At 40.5% G+C, this 15203-nt stretch carries 9 protein-coding genes; all 9 read left to right on the top strand.

The window, feature by feature from the left end; translation table 11 throughout:
* Positions 1 to 128: 128 nt before the first annotated feature.
* The 9 genes from RWN13_RS17170 (at position 129) to RWN13_RS17130 (ending at position 15153) form a co-directional block, all read left to right on the top strand.
* Positions 129 to 1388 carry a PTS transporter subunit EIIC gene (locus tag RWN13_RS17170; protein ID WP_314066148.1) on the top strand — a complete coding sequence of 420 codons (1260 nt, stop codon included), beginning with the start codon at positions 129 to 131 and terminating at the stop codon, positions 1386 to 1388.
* A 2-nt stretch (positions 1389 to 1390) separates the two neighbouring features.
* Positions 1391 to 2224 carry a chitosanase gene (locus RWN13_RS17165; RefSeq protein ID WP_314066147.1) on the top strand — a complete coding sequence of 278 codons (834 nt, stop codon included), beginning with the start codon at positions 1391 to 1393 and terminating at the stop codon, positions 2222 to 2224.
* A 2618-nt stretch (positions 2225 to 4842) separates the two neighbouring features.
* Positions 4843 to 5235 (top strand): RidA family protein, encoded by a 393-nt coding sequence (locus tag RWN13_RS17160; RefSeq protein ID WP_314066144.1) that lies wholly within the window; start codon positions 4843 to 4845, stop codon positions 5233 to 5235.
* A gap of 114 nt (positions 5236 to 5349) precedes the next feature.
* Positions 5350 to 6330: an aldo/keto reductase gene (locus RWN13_RS17155; protein WP_314066141.1), complete on the top strand. Its 981-nt coding sequence runs from the start codon at positions 5350 to 5352 to the stop codon at positions 6328 to 6330.
* 700 nt (positions 6331 to 7030) lie between these two features.
* Entirely contained in the window at positions 7031 to 12088 is a 5058-nt protein-coding gene (locus RWN13_RS17150; RefSeq protein WP_314066139.1) for a hypothetical protein, read from the top strand.
* 7 nt (positions 12089 to 12095) lie between these two features.
* Positions 12096 to 12416 carry an LPXTG cell wall anchor domain-containing protein gene (locus RWN13_RS17145; protein WP_314066136.1) on the top strand — a complete coding sequence of 107 codons (321 nt, stop codon included), beginning with the start codon at positions 12096 to 12098 and terminating at the stop codon, positions 12414 to 12416.
* Positions 12417 to 12465: 49 nt separating this feature from the next.
* Positions 12466 to 13293 carry a WxL domain-containing protein gene (locus RWN13_RS17140; protein WP_314066133.1) on the top strand — a complete coding sequence of 276 codons (828 nt, stop codon included), beginning with the start codon at positions 12466 to 12468 and terminating at the stop codon, positions 13291 to 13293.
* A gap of 62 nt (positions 13294 to 13355) precedes the next feature.
* A complete protein-coding gene (locus tag RWN13_RS17135) occupies positions 13356 to 14225 on the top strand; it encodes a WxL domain-containing protein (protein ID WP_314066131.1) in 870 nt (289 codons plus the stop codon).
* A gap of 136 nt (positions 14226 to 14361) precedes the next feature.
* Complete coding sequence (locus RWN13_RS17130) at positions 14362 to 15153, top strand: WxL domain-containing protein (RefSeq protein WP_314066128.1); 792 nt, start codon at positions 14362 to 14364, stop codon at positions 15151 to 15153.
* The last annotated feature ends 50 nt before the right edge of the window (positions 15154 to 15203 follow it).

Below are 15203 nucleotides of genomic sequence, written 5' to 3'. Positions count from 1 at the left end.
TTTTTTTGACGCTCCTATTTCTTAATGGGCTAGACCACTATGAATTTAGGGATATCTCCTCTAAAATCAGGTTAAGAGTTGAAAACGGTTTAATTCAACTGGAAGCCAAATGTAAAGGGGAGTTAGAGATGGATAAATTTATGGTGTTTATAGAAACAAAAGTCATTCCACCGTTGACGAAAGTTGGTAATTTGCGTTATTTAATTGCCATTCGGAACGGGTTGGTTGTGACCTTACCAGCTATTATTGGGGGCAGTATCTTTTTGATTTTTGGGAATATCCCAATCGAGGCCTGGACGACTTTTTTAGCGCCTTATGAAGGGATGATAAATGCGGCGGTCACGGCTTCAATGGGGATTATTTCGCTGTTAGCGGTCATCGGCATTGGCTATGAGCTGGCCAAATCCTATAAACTGGATGCTGTATCTGGGGCGGGCTTATCATTGATGGCGTTTATCATCACTCAAATTAGTAATAAGTATGAAATGTCCACGGCTAATTTCGGTTCAACGGGATTGTTTACCGCGATTATTTCAGCTATTCTAGCAGTGGAAATCTATCGCTTTTTCCTACAGCGGAATATTGTGATTAAGTTACCGGAAGGGGTACCGACGGCTGTTAGTAACTCTTTTGTGTCATTAATTCCAGCAGTCTTCATATTAGTGAGTTTCTGGGTGGTGCGGGTGGTGTTTGGCTTTGATGTGAGTGCCTTTATTGAGAGTGTCTTCTCACCGCTGGTTTTTGCTTTAAACAGTTTGCCCGGAATTTTAGTTTATACCTTTTTAGTGACCTTATTGTGGTCGGCGGGAATTCATGGGGACATGACCTTGGAAGGCGTGGCAGACCCGATCTTTATCAAGTTTGTCGCAGCTAATGCAGCGGCCTATGCGGCTCATGAACAATTGCCTTATATTACGGCTTCAGGTTTTTCCAGTTTGTTTGTCAATGTGGGTGGAACTGGTGCTACCTTGTGTTTGGTGTTACTGATGATGAAATCGAAAAGTAAGGCTTATAAGGAACTGGGGAAAGTCGCTTTTCCAGGGGCATGCTTTGAAATCAATGAACCGGTTATCTTCGGCTTTCCGATTGTCATGAATCCGTTGATGTTAATTCCCTTCACGATTATACCGTTAATCTTAGCAGCAAGTACGTATATATTGATGACCCTTAACTTAATCAATCGGCCTGTGACCATGGTTCCTTGGACAATGCCTCCGATTATTGGCCCGTTGATGGCAACGGGATGGGATTGGCGTGCCGGACTTTGGTCAGCCATTGAAATGGTCATTGCGGCGGCTATTTACTGGCCATTCTTTAAAATTGCTGAAAAACAGATGGTCGAGAAGGAACAGGCTCATGAGGATGGCTTGGAAGGTGAGGTGGCTTGAGAATGAAGGCAGAGGTGAAAAAGAAGCTGATGTGGTCATCGATTATTGTCTTAATCGTCGGCATAGGAGGCTGCGCTCGCTATGTGAAGGAAGAGGGACAGGCTTCAACTAAAGATCAGGTCAGTTTAAATAATCGTGATAAAAAAGAGATTGCCATGGAACTGGTCTCCAGTGCGGAAAATTCGTCTTTAAAGTGGCAGGATCAGTACGCTTATATTGAAGATATTCAGGATGGTCGCGGTTATACCGCTGGGATTATTGGTTTTTGTTCAGGGACAGGGGATATGCTGGAATTGGTGAAAACCTATACGAAACATCAGTCAGATAATGAATTGGCTCAATTTTTACCGGCTTTGGAAAAGGTCAACGGGTCGGCGTCTCACGACGGTTTGGGCGTTGAGTTTGAAGCGGCTTGGAAAGCAGCGGCAAAAGACAAGGGGTTTCAACAGGCTCAAGATGAGATTCGCGATAGGATTTACTTTAATCCTGGGGTTAAACAAGCCCAAGAGGATGGGCTGAGTACGCTGGGGCAGTTTATTTATTACGACGGGATGGTCATGCACGGTCCTGGTGATGGCTCAGTCCCAATGGCTGAAAGCTTTCCTGGTATCCGTGAGGCAGCCTTAAGATTGTCCAAGACGCCTGCTGAAGGCGGGGATGAAAGGGTTTATTTGACTGGCTTTCTGGATGAGCGGGCAAAGATCATGGGCCTTGAAGATGCTCACGAAGATCTAAGTAGGATAGAGGCCCAACGGCAATTCTTAAAAGCTGGCAACATGGAGTTAGAAACACCCCTTAAGTGGAAGATGTATGGGGAACCTTTTGAGATTAAATAGGCAATAAGAAGCTGTTGTAACATTAGATCTTAATGTTGCGACAGCTTTTTCAAGGTCTCTCAGTTCTTACCGGTCTTAAAAGAACATGGTGAGGTTGTTATGAAACAAAACTATCATTGGGAGCCCGTGTCCGTAATCAGTTGACATTTAGTCCTCTGTTATTTAAGTGAAGGACATGTTTTGAGCCTTGTTACACGGGTCTTTTTCATATATCTAAGGGCGCTATTGAGTGAATCGTCCGATGTCAACTGAGTGACGACAGCGGTTTTTGCCACTAGGAAAAACTGTTATTTATGAACGTGCAACAGTCTGCGTGAATTAAGTGAGTCTTAACAGGACTTTCAGCTTTTATCGAGTGGTAATTTAAAAATGATGTTATGTCATAAAGTTGAGAATGGTGCTCATGTCCGTAATCAGTTGACATTTAGTCCTGTGTTATTTAAGTGGAGGACATGTTTAAAACCTTGTTAAACAGGGGTTTTTCCACATATCTGAGATCGATATTGAGTGAATCGTCCGATGTCAACTGAGTGACGACAGTCAATTTTGACACTATGCAAAACTGTTACTTATGAGCTTTCAGCAGTCTACGTGAATTAAGTGAGTCTTAACAGGCTTTTCTGCTTTTATCGAGTGGTAATTTGAAAATGATGTTATGTCATAAAACTGGGAATGGAGCTCATGTCCGACATCAGTTGACATTTAGTCCTATGTTATTTAAGTGAAGGACATGATTTGATCCTTGTTAAACGGGGCTTTTTCCATATATCTGAGATCGATATTGAGTGAATCGTCCGATGTCAACTGAGCGACGACAGTCAATTTTGACACTAGGGAAAACTGTTATTTATGAGCTTTCAGCAGACTACGTGAATTAAGTGAGTCTTAACAGGACTTTTTGCTTTTATCGAGTGGTTATTTAAAAATGATGTTATGTCATAAAACTGAGAATGTGGCTCATGTCCGTAATCAGTTGACATTTTGTCCTGTGTTATTTACGTGAAGGACATGCTTTGATCCTTGTTAAACGGGACTTTTTCCATATATCTGAGATCGATATTGAGTGAATCGTCCGATGTCAACTGAGTGACGACAGTCAATTTTGACACTAGGAAAAACTGTTATTTATGAGCTTTCAGCAGTCTACGTGAATTAAGTGAGTCTTAACAGGACTTTCTGCTTTTATCGAGTGGTAATTTGAAAATGGTGTTATGGTATAAAATTGAGAATGGAGCTCATGTCCGTAATCAGTTGACATTTAGTCCTGTGTTATTTAAGTGAAGGACATGTTTTTAGCCTTGTTATACGGGGATTTTCCATGTATCTAAGGTCGATATTGAGTGAATCGTCCGATGTTAACTGATTGACGACAGCGGATTTTGACACTATGCAAAACTGTTATTTATGAACTTGTAACAGTTTACGTGAATTAAGTGAGTCTTAACAGGATTTTCTGCTTTTATAGAGTGGTAATTTAAAAATGATGTTATGGTATAAAACTGAGAATGGTGCTCATGTCCGTAATCAGTTGACATTTTGACCTGTGTTATTTAAATGATGACTCCTTTAATAATGTTGATATGGCAGCTTTTTTTCATACTTTAACTCGCGTTATGAAGGTGTAAGTCTCATGTCAACTGAGTTGTGACAAGCTGTTTGATGAGTCATAAAACACGTTATTAATAAGAAGTGAGTAGTAGCTGAAGACTTAGGTTACCAGTGCCATGCTAAATCAAATTTAGTGAATGAAACATCCTATTAACTTCCCTCACTTATGGAAATAGTAAAAGGGAGTAAGCACCGTTCATAGGTTTATTTTTACATATTTTTTGTTTTTTGTAAAAAGGCATTATTCATGCCTTTTTCTCGTGATTTTGAGCTCGATTTTAACAAAGAATTAAGTTAAATTCTTTTGTTTGAAGGGTTCGTGCTGAAATGCTTTGTGAAGAAAGGTGGGAGAAGATTCCAAAAAGCATGAATAACGCGGTTTGCTTTTTTTTTAGTAGCCATACTGTCGGTTTAAATCAGATTTGGTTTAGTTTGGTAAATCGAATCTGAAAAAATAAAGAGATATCGCAAAATTAGATTTCTAATTTTATGACAGCAGCGAGTGGCCCTATTATAATGTGTCTTTCTAACCACTAGTGGAAGACGTCGCTTTGCTTGTTGATATAGGTCACAATCACCATTCTCTGCCTCCAGTTATTCCTAAAGCCGCAGGTAAGGTTACCATGAGTATGTTTCCTTGTTTTATTGCTTTGGTTTTCATGTTGTCTCTCCCTTTTTTATTTCATTATACGTGTGTTTACGTGTAATGAAAAGTATTTCTGATGCTTTTGAGGAGTGGCAAGTGAATTTTTTATTGCATGAGAAACACAACCAAAATGTAAGGATCCATTCATGAAGTTCTGCCTCCTTTTTAATTTAGCCGTGAAGTGATTGCTTTACTTTTTCGGTTAGTTTCGTTAAACTAATAATGAAAGTGAGGTGAGTAGCGAATGAAAAAGAAAATTTTAGGTTTTTTATCCATGGGAATCGGCTACTCAACTGCTGTTTTTTTCTAGAATTCTTTAATCACGGGTGGAGTCTGTCCAAAATTAAAGAATAGAGGAAGAAAAATGACACAAATTATAAGAAAAAATCCAAGCACAATGCCAGCACCAGTGGGAGAGTACAGCCATGTGACGGTGGTTCCCAAAAATAGTACCTTGTATACTTTTTCCGGTCAAATTGGGGTCGATTTGTCAGGGAACTTACCTGATAGTTTTCAAGGACAGGTTGAGAATACCTTTCACAATATTAAGCGAGCTCTAGACTCAGAAGGGCTGACATCTGATCATGTCATTAAAGTCAACGTCTGGTCAGTGGAAGAGATTGACTGGGAGCATTTTTATCAGGTCTGGGGAGAGTTGTTTACGACTAATCCTTCCATGACCATTGCTTACATTACCGCTCTGGGATTACCTGAGATCAAAATAGAAATCGAGATACTGGCTGCTAAGCCAGACTAAATAGAGACGCTTAATCCAAAAGGGTTAGGCGTTTTTTTACAAATTAATTTGTCTTGACTTGGAGTTCACTCCAAGGTGTATGATGTTGATAGTCAGTATAGAGGAGGAAGCTTAATGGAGTATGTAAAATTCGGTAATACAGGGATGGAAGTCTCACAAATTTGTTTGGGGGCTATGGGATTTGGTGATCCGAACAGTGGCTTTCATGAATGGGTTCTAGAAGAGGCAGACAGCCGCAAGGTGATTAAGACAGCCTTGGAATTAGGAATTAATTTTTTTGACACGGCCAATGTTTACTCTTATGGTGCCAGTGAACGAATTTTAGGAAAAGCCTTAAGAGATTTTGCTAATCGCGATGAGATTGTGGTCGCAACCAAGGTGTTTTCAGAAATGCGCAAGGGGCCAAATGGCAGAGGCTTATCACGAAAGGCGATCTTATCGGAAATTGATCAAAGTTTGGAACGGTTAGGCATGGATTATGTGGATCTCTATATCATCCATCGTTGGGACTACGACACGCCAATCGAAGAAACCATGGAAGCTCTTCACGAGGTTGTTAAGTCTGGAAAGGCCAGATACATAGGGGCTTCGGCGATGTTTGCCTGGCAGTTTGCCAAGGCTCAGGCCGTAGCGGAGAAAAATGGTTGGACGAAGTTTGTCTCCATGCAGGATCATTTAAATTTATTATATCGGGAAGAAGAGCGGGAGATGCTACCTTTGTGTCAGGATCAAGGGATTGCGGTTACGCCATACAGTCCTTTAGCTTCAGGTCGTTTGACCCGTGACTGGTCAGCCACGACCAAACGGTTTGAAACGGATAAAGTAGCCCAAGCCAAATATGATCAAACCTTGGATCAGGATCGGGTCATTGTGGAACGGGTGGCGGAACTGGCAGAAAAGTATCAAGTCGAACGGGTTCAGATTGCCTTAGCTTGGTTGTTGCAAAAAGAACAGGTGGTGGCACCGATTATTGGGGCGACGAAGGAAAGTCATTTAATCAATGCGGTTAAAGCACTAGAAGTTAGGCTTAGTGCAGAAGATGTGGCCTTTTTGGAAGAACCTTATGTGCCACATGTGATTATGGGACACAGTTAATTTGATAATAATATAGTAGAAAACGTTTCTCTCAAAGTTGGGAGGAGCGTTTTTTTGTCGTTATAAATGTTCAGATAACACAAAAGATAGATCAATCTTTTGTGAACACAACAAAGTATGTGACGTGATTTTGTTAAATTGATAATAAAAAAAGCTGAAAAAGAGGTGCTAAATAAACAAGAAATTTATAATATTTCAAAAATAAGGGTTTACTTAACTTAAAAATGAATTACCTGTCAGGGGTTAGGAAATAGGCCGTAGACCTAGACAAATAAAGGTTTTTATGAGACCTAAGAGAACGTGCTGTTCTTTTTTTTACAGAAAAAATTCATGAAAAGGGGTCAAAAGTAAGTTTTTCATTCACCGATTTAAGAAATGATTATGCTGTTCGAATAGGTTACGATAATAAAGTGATAAAAAGGAAACGCACAAACTTATAAAATGCCGGTTAAATCAAATCGTTGTGACTGAGGTGTCAGATAAAGAAGAAGAGGCTCTTCCAATTATCATTTCCTTCTATCTACAGTATTGATCATCTGGATGAGGGCAACAGTGCCTTATTGGTAATAAGAAAGGGTAATTGAGGAAATAACTTAGGACCAGTTTGATAATGACTAACATCCCATGACAGTTGAAGGGAGTGACATGTTCTGATAAGGAAATAAACGAATACAGATAGTTAAAGGAGCGAAAGAGATCAATGAAACAACAACGTAAAAAGTTGAAAGTATGGCTGATGTTAAGTACTGGTATTGCGGTTTTGGGTTTGGTGGGATGGTTAAAACAATCAGATGATATAGCTGGTGCCGAACCGCAAGCCAAGCAAAATGAGGTTAAAGTCAGCAAGGGGACTGATTCACCGCGTAGCAGTTTACGTGCCATCGAGCCAATTGAAAATGACGGCTTGATTGCGAAAGCAAAAGCTTTTACTTTAGTCAAAAATGGCAAGTTCCCCACAGCAGGAGCCCTTAAAGCTCAAGTGGAGTTAATGCTTGAAAAGCTAACTCTTCCATCAGGTTCTACAGCTATCACATGGAAATATGTTGATGCAAATGGCGAACCTGCAATACCGAGTAGTACTACCACTGGTTTTCAATTTATCTATGTGGAAATTACGGAAACTGCAGGTGGCAGAAGTGTCAGAGTACCAATACCGGTAACGATTACTGATGCGAATACGACAGTACAAACGAATAAAACCGCATTTCAGTATCTCCCTGTGAATGGTTGCATCATCTTATACCCAAATGAGCTCAACGGGAAAACAGATGATGAGGTAAAGGAATTAATTGCAACGAGAGCGAATGTAAAAGTGTGGCTTACGGAGACGGGGGAAGAAGTGCCATATAGCATTACGACAACTGTCAAACCAAATATTCTTGGTGACTATTATGCAACATTTAAGATTGATGAAGGAACGCCAGTATCTATTTCCAAAAGAATTCGTGTGTTTGGCGCACTTAAGCAAAAATTGATAACAGTAGCTCAAAATGCTCAACTATCATTATCAACTAGCCCGACCAACTTATTTTCTTCTTTTCAAACAGTAACTGACACGACCGCAACTACTGCAACCTATTCCTGGGTAAATGAAAATGGTGAAGCATTGACTAAGTTTGACTCAAGTGAAGTAGGCTTCAAATGGGCTTATGTAAAAATGGTGGATAAATATGATCCTACTGTATCAACTATTATAAAAATTGGAATAAATGTGTTTGATACAGAAACCTCAACTACTTTATCAAATGCGGTTATGTATAAATCGAGCGATTCTTTTCTTTATGCAGTTGAAACAAAAAATAAAACTAAAAAAGAACTTTTAGCTTTATTGGAATCGAAAATAAATCCAAGTGCGTGGGATACACAAACAGGTGAACCAGTAGAAATCTCTGTTAGTGATACAACCATGCCCAATCATAAGATAGGGAATTATAAGGTAACACTTAAAATTGAGCAAGGTAACCAAACAGTTAATGTGGAAAAAAATACAAGAGTTTTTGGCGTAGATTTAAAAATACCATTTATTTCTATAGGACAAGATATGACTTTAGATATGGGAGATAATGGAACCAAATTATTTTCCAATTATCTTACTATGTCTGGCAGCCAAGCATATCAATCAACATATGAGTGGGTTGCGAATAAAGATGGGGATCCCACAGTCCCTAAAAATCAATTTGATACCAAGAAAGCTGGTTCTCATCTGGGTTATATAAAAATAACAGATAGAACTTATCCTAATATTTCTCAGGTTTTTCCTATTCCAATTGTTGTTACGAATAATCAAGTAGAACTATTGGATAATGAAATAGCATTTTTGGCATCAAATGGTACTTCACTTATCCAAAAATCTGAAATCAAGGGGAAGACTGCTTCTGAAATAACTAGCTATCTTCAAGAAAAATTCAGACCAATGGCAAGGGTCATAGCCACAGGTGATAGCTTACCACTTTCGTTGATAAATATTGGCACAATGCAGAGCGAGTCTCCTATGGGTTCCTATGAGTTAACTTATCAAATCACTTTAAAAGATAATACTTTAAAGATGGTTACCTCATCCCTCATATTGTTGCCTGATGATATGTTTAATGGGGAGTTAGATGATTGGGAATCAATACCATTAGGTGCTAAAAGTGGGGTTGTAGAAAATCCTATCAATAAATCGAAAATAGGTTATGACCAACGGGGGATGAGCACCCATAATACAGGAGCGGGAGAAACTGGCTTTATCGTTAAAGATGCTGCTGGTCAATCATACACCTATGGAGATAGGAAAGTTAGTTTTATACCTTTTGTTGACGGTAAAAAGATCTATGATGAGCTGACTACGAACGAATTTCATAGTTATAAAGGAATAGGTAGTAATCATATCGATTCTTTCCTCACAGATACTTATTATTTAAAAAAAGGAAATCATTTAAAACAAATTTTAGTAGATTCAGAAAATCATTTATTGTATGTATATGATTTATCTTTAAATCGTAACTTGAATTTTTCAGTCTATTTATCTACCTATAATTTGGATTTAAAGATGAGAAAAGTCGGATTGATGGAATATACTGACACAGATTATTACGATGATTTGGTTCCAATATATAGTTTGGGAGGAAAAAAAGGATTTTATATTAAGCCATCGGCAAATCGTAGATTTTCAATTAAGTTGGCGGATGAAAAAAATGAATGGTTATCAGCTTATACAATGTTTGCTCCTGGATCTCAATTAGGAGGAGGTACTGGTAGTGGTGGATCTTTATATAAATATAACTGGTTTGGAAATGATTTTAGTAGACCAGGGGTAGAAAATTGGAATGTGGCGTCAGGCTATAAATATATTGGTGGTACCGACACTGCTTACCAAATAGGGGCACCAAATACTGATATTCAACCAGAAAAAGCTTTGCGAACTGGTTATGAATTATTTGCTGGCGATGAGCTACCGTACATGAAATTTAAAGCCAATCCGGAAGTAATTAATGTTTATTCTGACCATGAGGGTGAATCGTTTAATACGGATTATACCTTAAGTAAAATCCCTGTTGCAGGCAATACGGGAACAATTTATATTAATTATCCTAATAATGAAGAAGTAACCGTACCATTTGTTGCAGATACCAACAAAGAATTTAAAGGCTTATTATCTATACCAAGACGGACATTGCCAACTGTTTTAAATGACGGGACAAAGCCAATTAAGTCTTACGAGACGAGTTTATTCGCTATCAATGAATCAGATGGTGCCATGAAAAACTTGCCATCAGAAGACTATGCAGTTTCAATTAATGCCTATCATTTTGGCGCCACACCAGTTGCTCAAAGCGTTAAACAAGGAACAGTCTGGAATAAAACCGCAGCTTCTTTGCTGAAAGATTCGGTGATTTTACCTGGTCATACAGCAACTTACGAGTATGTAGATGAGAAACCAGTTGATACCAGTAAACTTGGTTTACAGTATGCCAAGGTTCGTTATTCTGATCAACAAGATTCGACTAAATCAATTGTCTATGATGTCCCAGTCAATGTTGTTGCTGGCACAGTTCCGACAACGGGCTTAACCGTTGCGGGAAATGATTTTTCCATTAGTAAAAGTGCAGTAGAGGGCCTTGGTAAAGAAGCCATCGACGGATTGATTTTAGACAAATCAAAAGCCATCGCCTGGGATAATGCAACTGGCTTACAAACAGATATTAACCTAGCGGTGACAACCACCACGTTAACGGCGGAAGCTGAAGTATCGAAATCATATACGGCTACGATTCGTGGTACCAAAGAAGCTACAACAAAAGATGCTACTATTACAATCAATGTGGATGCTGATCTTGGGGCAGAAGCAGTCCCTCAATCCGTCACCTTAGGGTCTGGGGCAAGTTATTGGACCAGTGCCAAACTTCATGACACGGTTAAAAATGTCATGAAAGGAAACGAATCGATTAGTGATTACACGGTGACTTTAGTCAAAGGGCCGATTACTGATCGATTAACTGAGACGAAAATGACCGTTAAACTAGCGGAAACAGCCTCACCGACAGTGACCATTGACATTGAGGTGCCGGTAACGGTCACTTGGGGAGATTCCCTGGCGATTGGTGGCAGTGGAACGAATCTTGGTTCTCCAAGCAAACAATCCACCATGGCCATCACTCTTCATCAGGAGGATGAACAACCCTTCGTAACCACGACCTATGGGAATTTGCCAGTGGGAAGTGAAACCAAACCATTGTCTGGCAGTATCGGTAGTCAACCTTATTATCAATTGACTCATGTTGACTTATCTAAGGAAGTAGCTGGAAAAGACAATGCCAAAGAATTAACGGCTGGACCGAACTCACTGGGAGAGGTATCTCTTCAAGCCTTAGGCACGTCTACACCTGCTCAAATGGTGGGTCAATTAGGGACAGGCGGGAAATTGAACGTTAGTTATGGCGATGTCTTACGCCTGTACACCGTGGAGGGCTTTGCCTTATATACCAAGGGTGAAGGGCCAACTCAACTAACAGGCTTACCGAATCAAACAAGTTTTGTTGTAGTGACTAAAAATGGTCTTGTTCCTTTGTACTTAAATCAGCTTAAGTCGAAAGAGATTACCATTGATTCCGAGTCAACAGCCACTAAAGAGCGGTATGAGGCTCACTACAATAACTTGGAGCATTATCTGAGTTTACCTGAGGGAGCTAATCCGATTCATTATGTGGGGATTCTACCTAATGGCTTTAAGACTTATCCTAAGTTTGATTTGGCCGTTGGGGAAAAAGCCCAAGGAAGTGTGTATGTGGCGGAACCAACGGGAACCAGCAATGTCTATCTTAAGTTTGCTTACACGATGACCTTTGTGGGAAGTGGACCGGAATTACAAATCGTGGGTCCTTTGGCTAATCTGAATTTTGGTACGCCGACGATCAAATCCCATACACAGGAAATTAAACGGACCAATCCAAACTGGAGTTTCACGGTTCTTGATAGTCGAATGAAAAAAGATGCCTGGGTGATTCAAGCTAAGGTGGCCAATCCGTTCAAAACGGCTGGCGGTAAAGAATTACGTGGTGCTGGTCTATTGATCAAAGAATCGACAAACGATCGATTGTTAAACGATAGTTTCCAGACGATTTACACGAAAGACACTCCGACCCCAAGTAATCAGGTGACCTGGAGTGAAGCAGAAGGGTTCTTCTTACAAGTGCCATCAGGCTTCATTGAAAAAGGGGCGGATTATCAGACTGAGTTGGATATTCTCTTAACAAACGCACCAACAGGAAAGGATTAAGTGGACCATGATGAAAAAATTAATAAGTGGTTTGGGTTTCCTGATCGTCGTGAGCGTGATGTTAGGTCTGCCGTCCCTGGTTTTAGGGGAAGAGGCCGAGATGGACAGTCAGGTAGGGATTCATTTTGACAATGATTATACCCCCAGTAGTGAACCAGAGGAACTGCCGGATCCACCGGCTAAAGAATTACCTGGAACAGGTGGCACAAAAAAACCGATGAGGGTTAGTTTACCCCAAACCGGTGAGCAGTCTCATCTGGGAACCAGTGTCATCGGTCTTATTATGATCGGTAGTATCAGCCTGTTTTACCGTAAAAGAAGTATATAAATAAGCGATTCGCTTGTAAAATATAAAAAAAATATTGGAGATGACAAGAATGAAATCAATCAAATTAGCAAGTTTAGGGTTAGTCAGTTTATGTGTTGTAGCATTAGGAACAGCAACGGTGCAAGCCGCTAATCCAGAGGCAAAAACCAACAGAATCGTTAAATTCGTGGAAGATACAACGAGTATTGACCCTGAGAAACCAGAAGTCGTGGATCCTAAAAATCCAGAAGGTCCTGCAGAAGTCGTGGATCCAACAGATGAAGGATCAGGCGGAAACGGATCAAAGGCCTTTAACATTAACTGGGTCTCTGATTTTAAATTTGGCGAAATCAAAATCGCTGGTAGCACGATGAAAGGTTTTGCTCAACCTTCAACCTTGAATTTTGAATCAGGAAAAAAATCAGTTGGGTTAGCTAACTTCCTACAAGTGACAGATAATACAGGAACAAATGCTGGTTGGAACGTGAAAGTTCAGGGATCTGAATTTTTCGAATTAAATGACGCTGGTGTTGAAACAGCCACAACTTTACAAGGAGCGAAATTAACCTTAAGTGGCGGACACGTGATTGGTTCTGCTGATAACACATCTTTAGCACCAGCCAGCTCATTAGCTGTTGATAAAAGCATTATTTCTGCTCAAGCTGTCAATGTGTTCTCAGCCGCTACAGGTAAAGGTCAAGGAACCTGGTCATTGGCTTGGGGAGCAAAATCAGCAACGGATCCAGTTTTAAAAGGCATCACAGTTGCTGGGGAAACAGCAACTGGTAAAGCGGAAGCTGGGGTTGAATTATCTGTCCCTGTGACGGCACAACCTAAAGCCGGTAAAAACTACCGTTCAACATTAAACTGGGTGTTAGCAACAACCCCTGAAGTTTAAGCACAAAGAAGGAAACGTTAAGGTATATCAAAAAAAGCTCATGGAGCTAGAGGAGAATTTAAATGAAAAAATTAACATTAGTCACTTTAGGCGTAGCCACATTCGGTACATTGGTATTAGGGGCGCAACAAGCTTTTGCTGACGCGGTTCAACCAGTAGCAAACGGAGAAGCAACGGTTTTATTCGCAGCAGATAATGATATTGAGTTACCACCGGTTGTTATTCCACCGGTTGGCGAAGGTGATGGCGGCGCAATCAATCCAGATGGTAGTGATGGTACGCCAGGTGATGGCGATAAGAGCTTTAATATTGCTTGGGTTTCTCACTTCCGTTTCAACGAACGTAATACAGAAGGCGCCTTTAAGCCGATTAAACTAAATGCCAATGGGATGACTTTATGGGCAAAAGGAACTAAATTAACGCTTGATGAAGTGGATAAAGAGGGCAAATTAGTGGAGCCCGTCAAATCAACTGTTTATAACAATATTCCTAACTTTGTCCAAGTAGCAGATAACCGTGGAGCTTTAACCGGTTGGAATCTAAGTGTTCAAGCGAGTCCTTTTGTCGGGAAAGATGGAGCGGAAAATCTTGAGTTGGGCGGCACTAAATTGAGCTTAAACCAACCGAGTATCAAAGGACCAGCTGGTATTGACTTATCAAGTCCTTTAGCACCAACAACGGCGGTTTCAACTGGTTTTGAAATCAATGGCAGCCCGAAAAATGTCATGACGGCTAATGCTAATGCAGGTGTTGGGTCATGGTCATTGAAGTTTGGTGAAGAGACCAAACTTCAAGGGGCAGCTTATGAAACCTTAGTAGAAGACACAGGGGTTAAATTAGACATTCCTGCAAGTGCCAAAGCAAAAGCTGGTGTTGAATATAAATCAACGGTTAAATGGATTTTAAGTGACGCGCCTTATACAGCAGAATAATCATAGAGACACCTTGTAACATAATCCAACAAGATGGTTCCACCGAACTAACGAGATAAATCAGTGACATAGTCACTAAAGAAAGAGCAGGGGCGTGTCTCCTGCTCGCTAAATTAGAGTAATGGAGAGATTATCAATGAAAAAAGTAACATTATTAGCATTAGGTTTAATCAGCACCAGCCTGTTAGGTGCTCAATTAGTACAAGCAGAAGAAGGGTCAGTTACGGCTAACGCTAACTCAACTGTTGTATTGACGGCAGACGATGGGGATGACGAAGGGGAGTTAACAGGACCTGGAGGCGGTAAAGATGATGAAGGTGTCGGTACGATCACACCTCCTGACGGTGGTGAAGGTGGCGAGGGCGGTGTTGTTAACCCTGGTCAAAAGAATCCATTGCGGATCAGTTTAGTGTCAGCTTTTGATTTTGGCACAATTAAAATGTCAGGTAACACTGAAACCTATAAGGCAGCTTTGCCAACGCCAAACTTTGTTGAAGGCGGCAAACAAGCTCGCCCGAACTTTGTCCAAGTAACGGACAACCGTGGTTCTCTTGAAGGCTGGAACTTGACGGCTAAGATCGCCAAGCAATTTACCAACGGAGTGTCAACATTAGATGCCAGCACAATCACCCTTTCTAATGCTTGGGCTGAGCCAGCTGCTACCGATAATGCTGAATTTGCCCCAACCGTACCAACGAGTTCAGTTGTCTTGGAACATGGCGATGCTAAAACGATTGCCACTGCAGCCACTGACAAAGGAATGGGAACATGGAATATTTTATACGGAACACTTAATCAAGCTGATAAGAGCCAAAAGGGCGATGCAGCTAACAGTGTTGAGTTAACAATTCCTGGTAAAGTCAAAAAGACTGTTGGCGCTTATCAAGCAGAAGTCTTGTGGACGTTGACAAACACACCAACTAAATAAGGATGGAAGGAGAAAGTTAAGGTCAAGCCTTAACTTTCTTTAAAGGGAGT

The organism is uncultured Vagococcus sp. (genome assembly GCF_963518325.1).
GTDB lineage: Bacteria > Bacillota > Bacilli > Lactobacillales > Vagococcaceae > Vagococcus_D.
This window is presented reverse-complemented; position numbering and strand designations above follow the sequence as displayed.

What these genes read in the sequence shown, in the direction of transcription:
- RWN13_RS17170 (WP_314066148.1), top strand. Translation starts at nt 129, where the DNA reads ATGGATAAATTTATGGTGTTTATAGAAACAAAAGTCATTCCACCGTTG.
- RWN13_RS17165 (WP_314066147.1), top strand. Translation starts at nt 1,391, where the DNA reads ATGAAGGCAGAGGTGAAAAAGAAGCTGATGTGGTCATCGATTATTGTC.
- RWN13_RS17160 (WP_314066144.1), top strand. Translation starts at nt 4,843, where the DNA reads ATGACACAAATTATAAGAAAAAATCCAAGCACAATGCCAGCACCAGTG.
- RWN13_RS17155 (WP_314066141.1), top strand. Translation starts at nt 5,350, where the DNA reads ATGGAGTATGTAAAATTCGGTAATACAGGGATGGAAGTCTCACAAATT.
- RWN13_RS17150 (WP_314066139.1), top strand. Translation starts at nt 7,031, where the DNA reads ATGAAACAACAACGTAAAAAGTTGAAAGTATGGCTGATGTTAAGTACT.
- RWN13_RS17145 (WP_314066136.1), top strand. Translation starts at nt 12,096, where the DNA reads ATGATGAAAAAATTAATAAGTGGTTTGGGTTTCCTGATCGTCGTGAGC.
- RWN13_RS17140 (WP_314066133.1), top strand. Translation starts at nt 12,466, where the DNA reads ATGAAATCAATCAAATTAGCAAGTTTAGGGTTAGTCAGTTTATGTGTT.
- RWN13_RS17135 (WP_314066131.1), top strand. Translation starts at nt 13,356, where the DNA reads ATGAAAAAATTAACATTAGTCACTTTAGGCGTAGCCACATTCGGTACA.
- RWN13_RS17130 (WP_314066128.1), top strand. Translation starts at nt 14,362, where the DNA reads ATGAAAAAAGTAACATTATTAGCATTAGGTTTAATCAGCACCAGCCTG.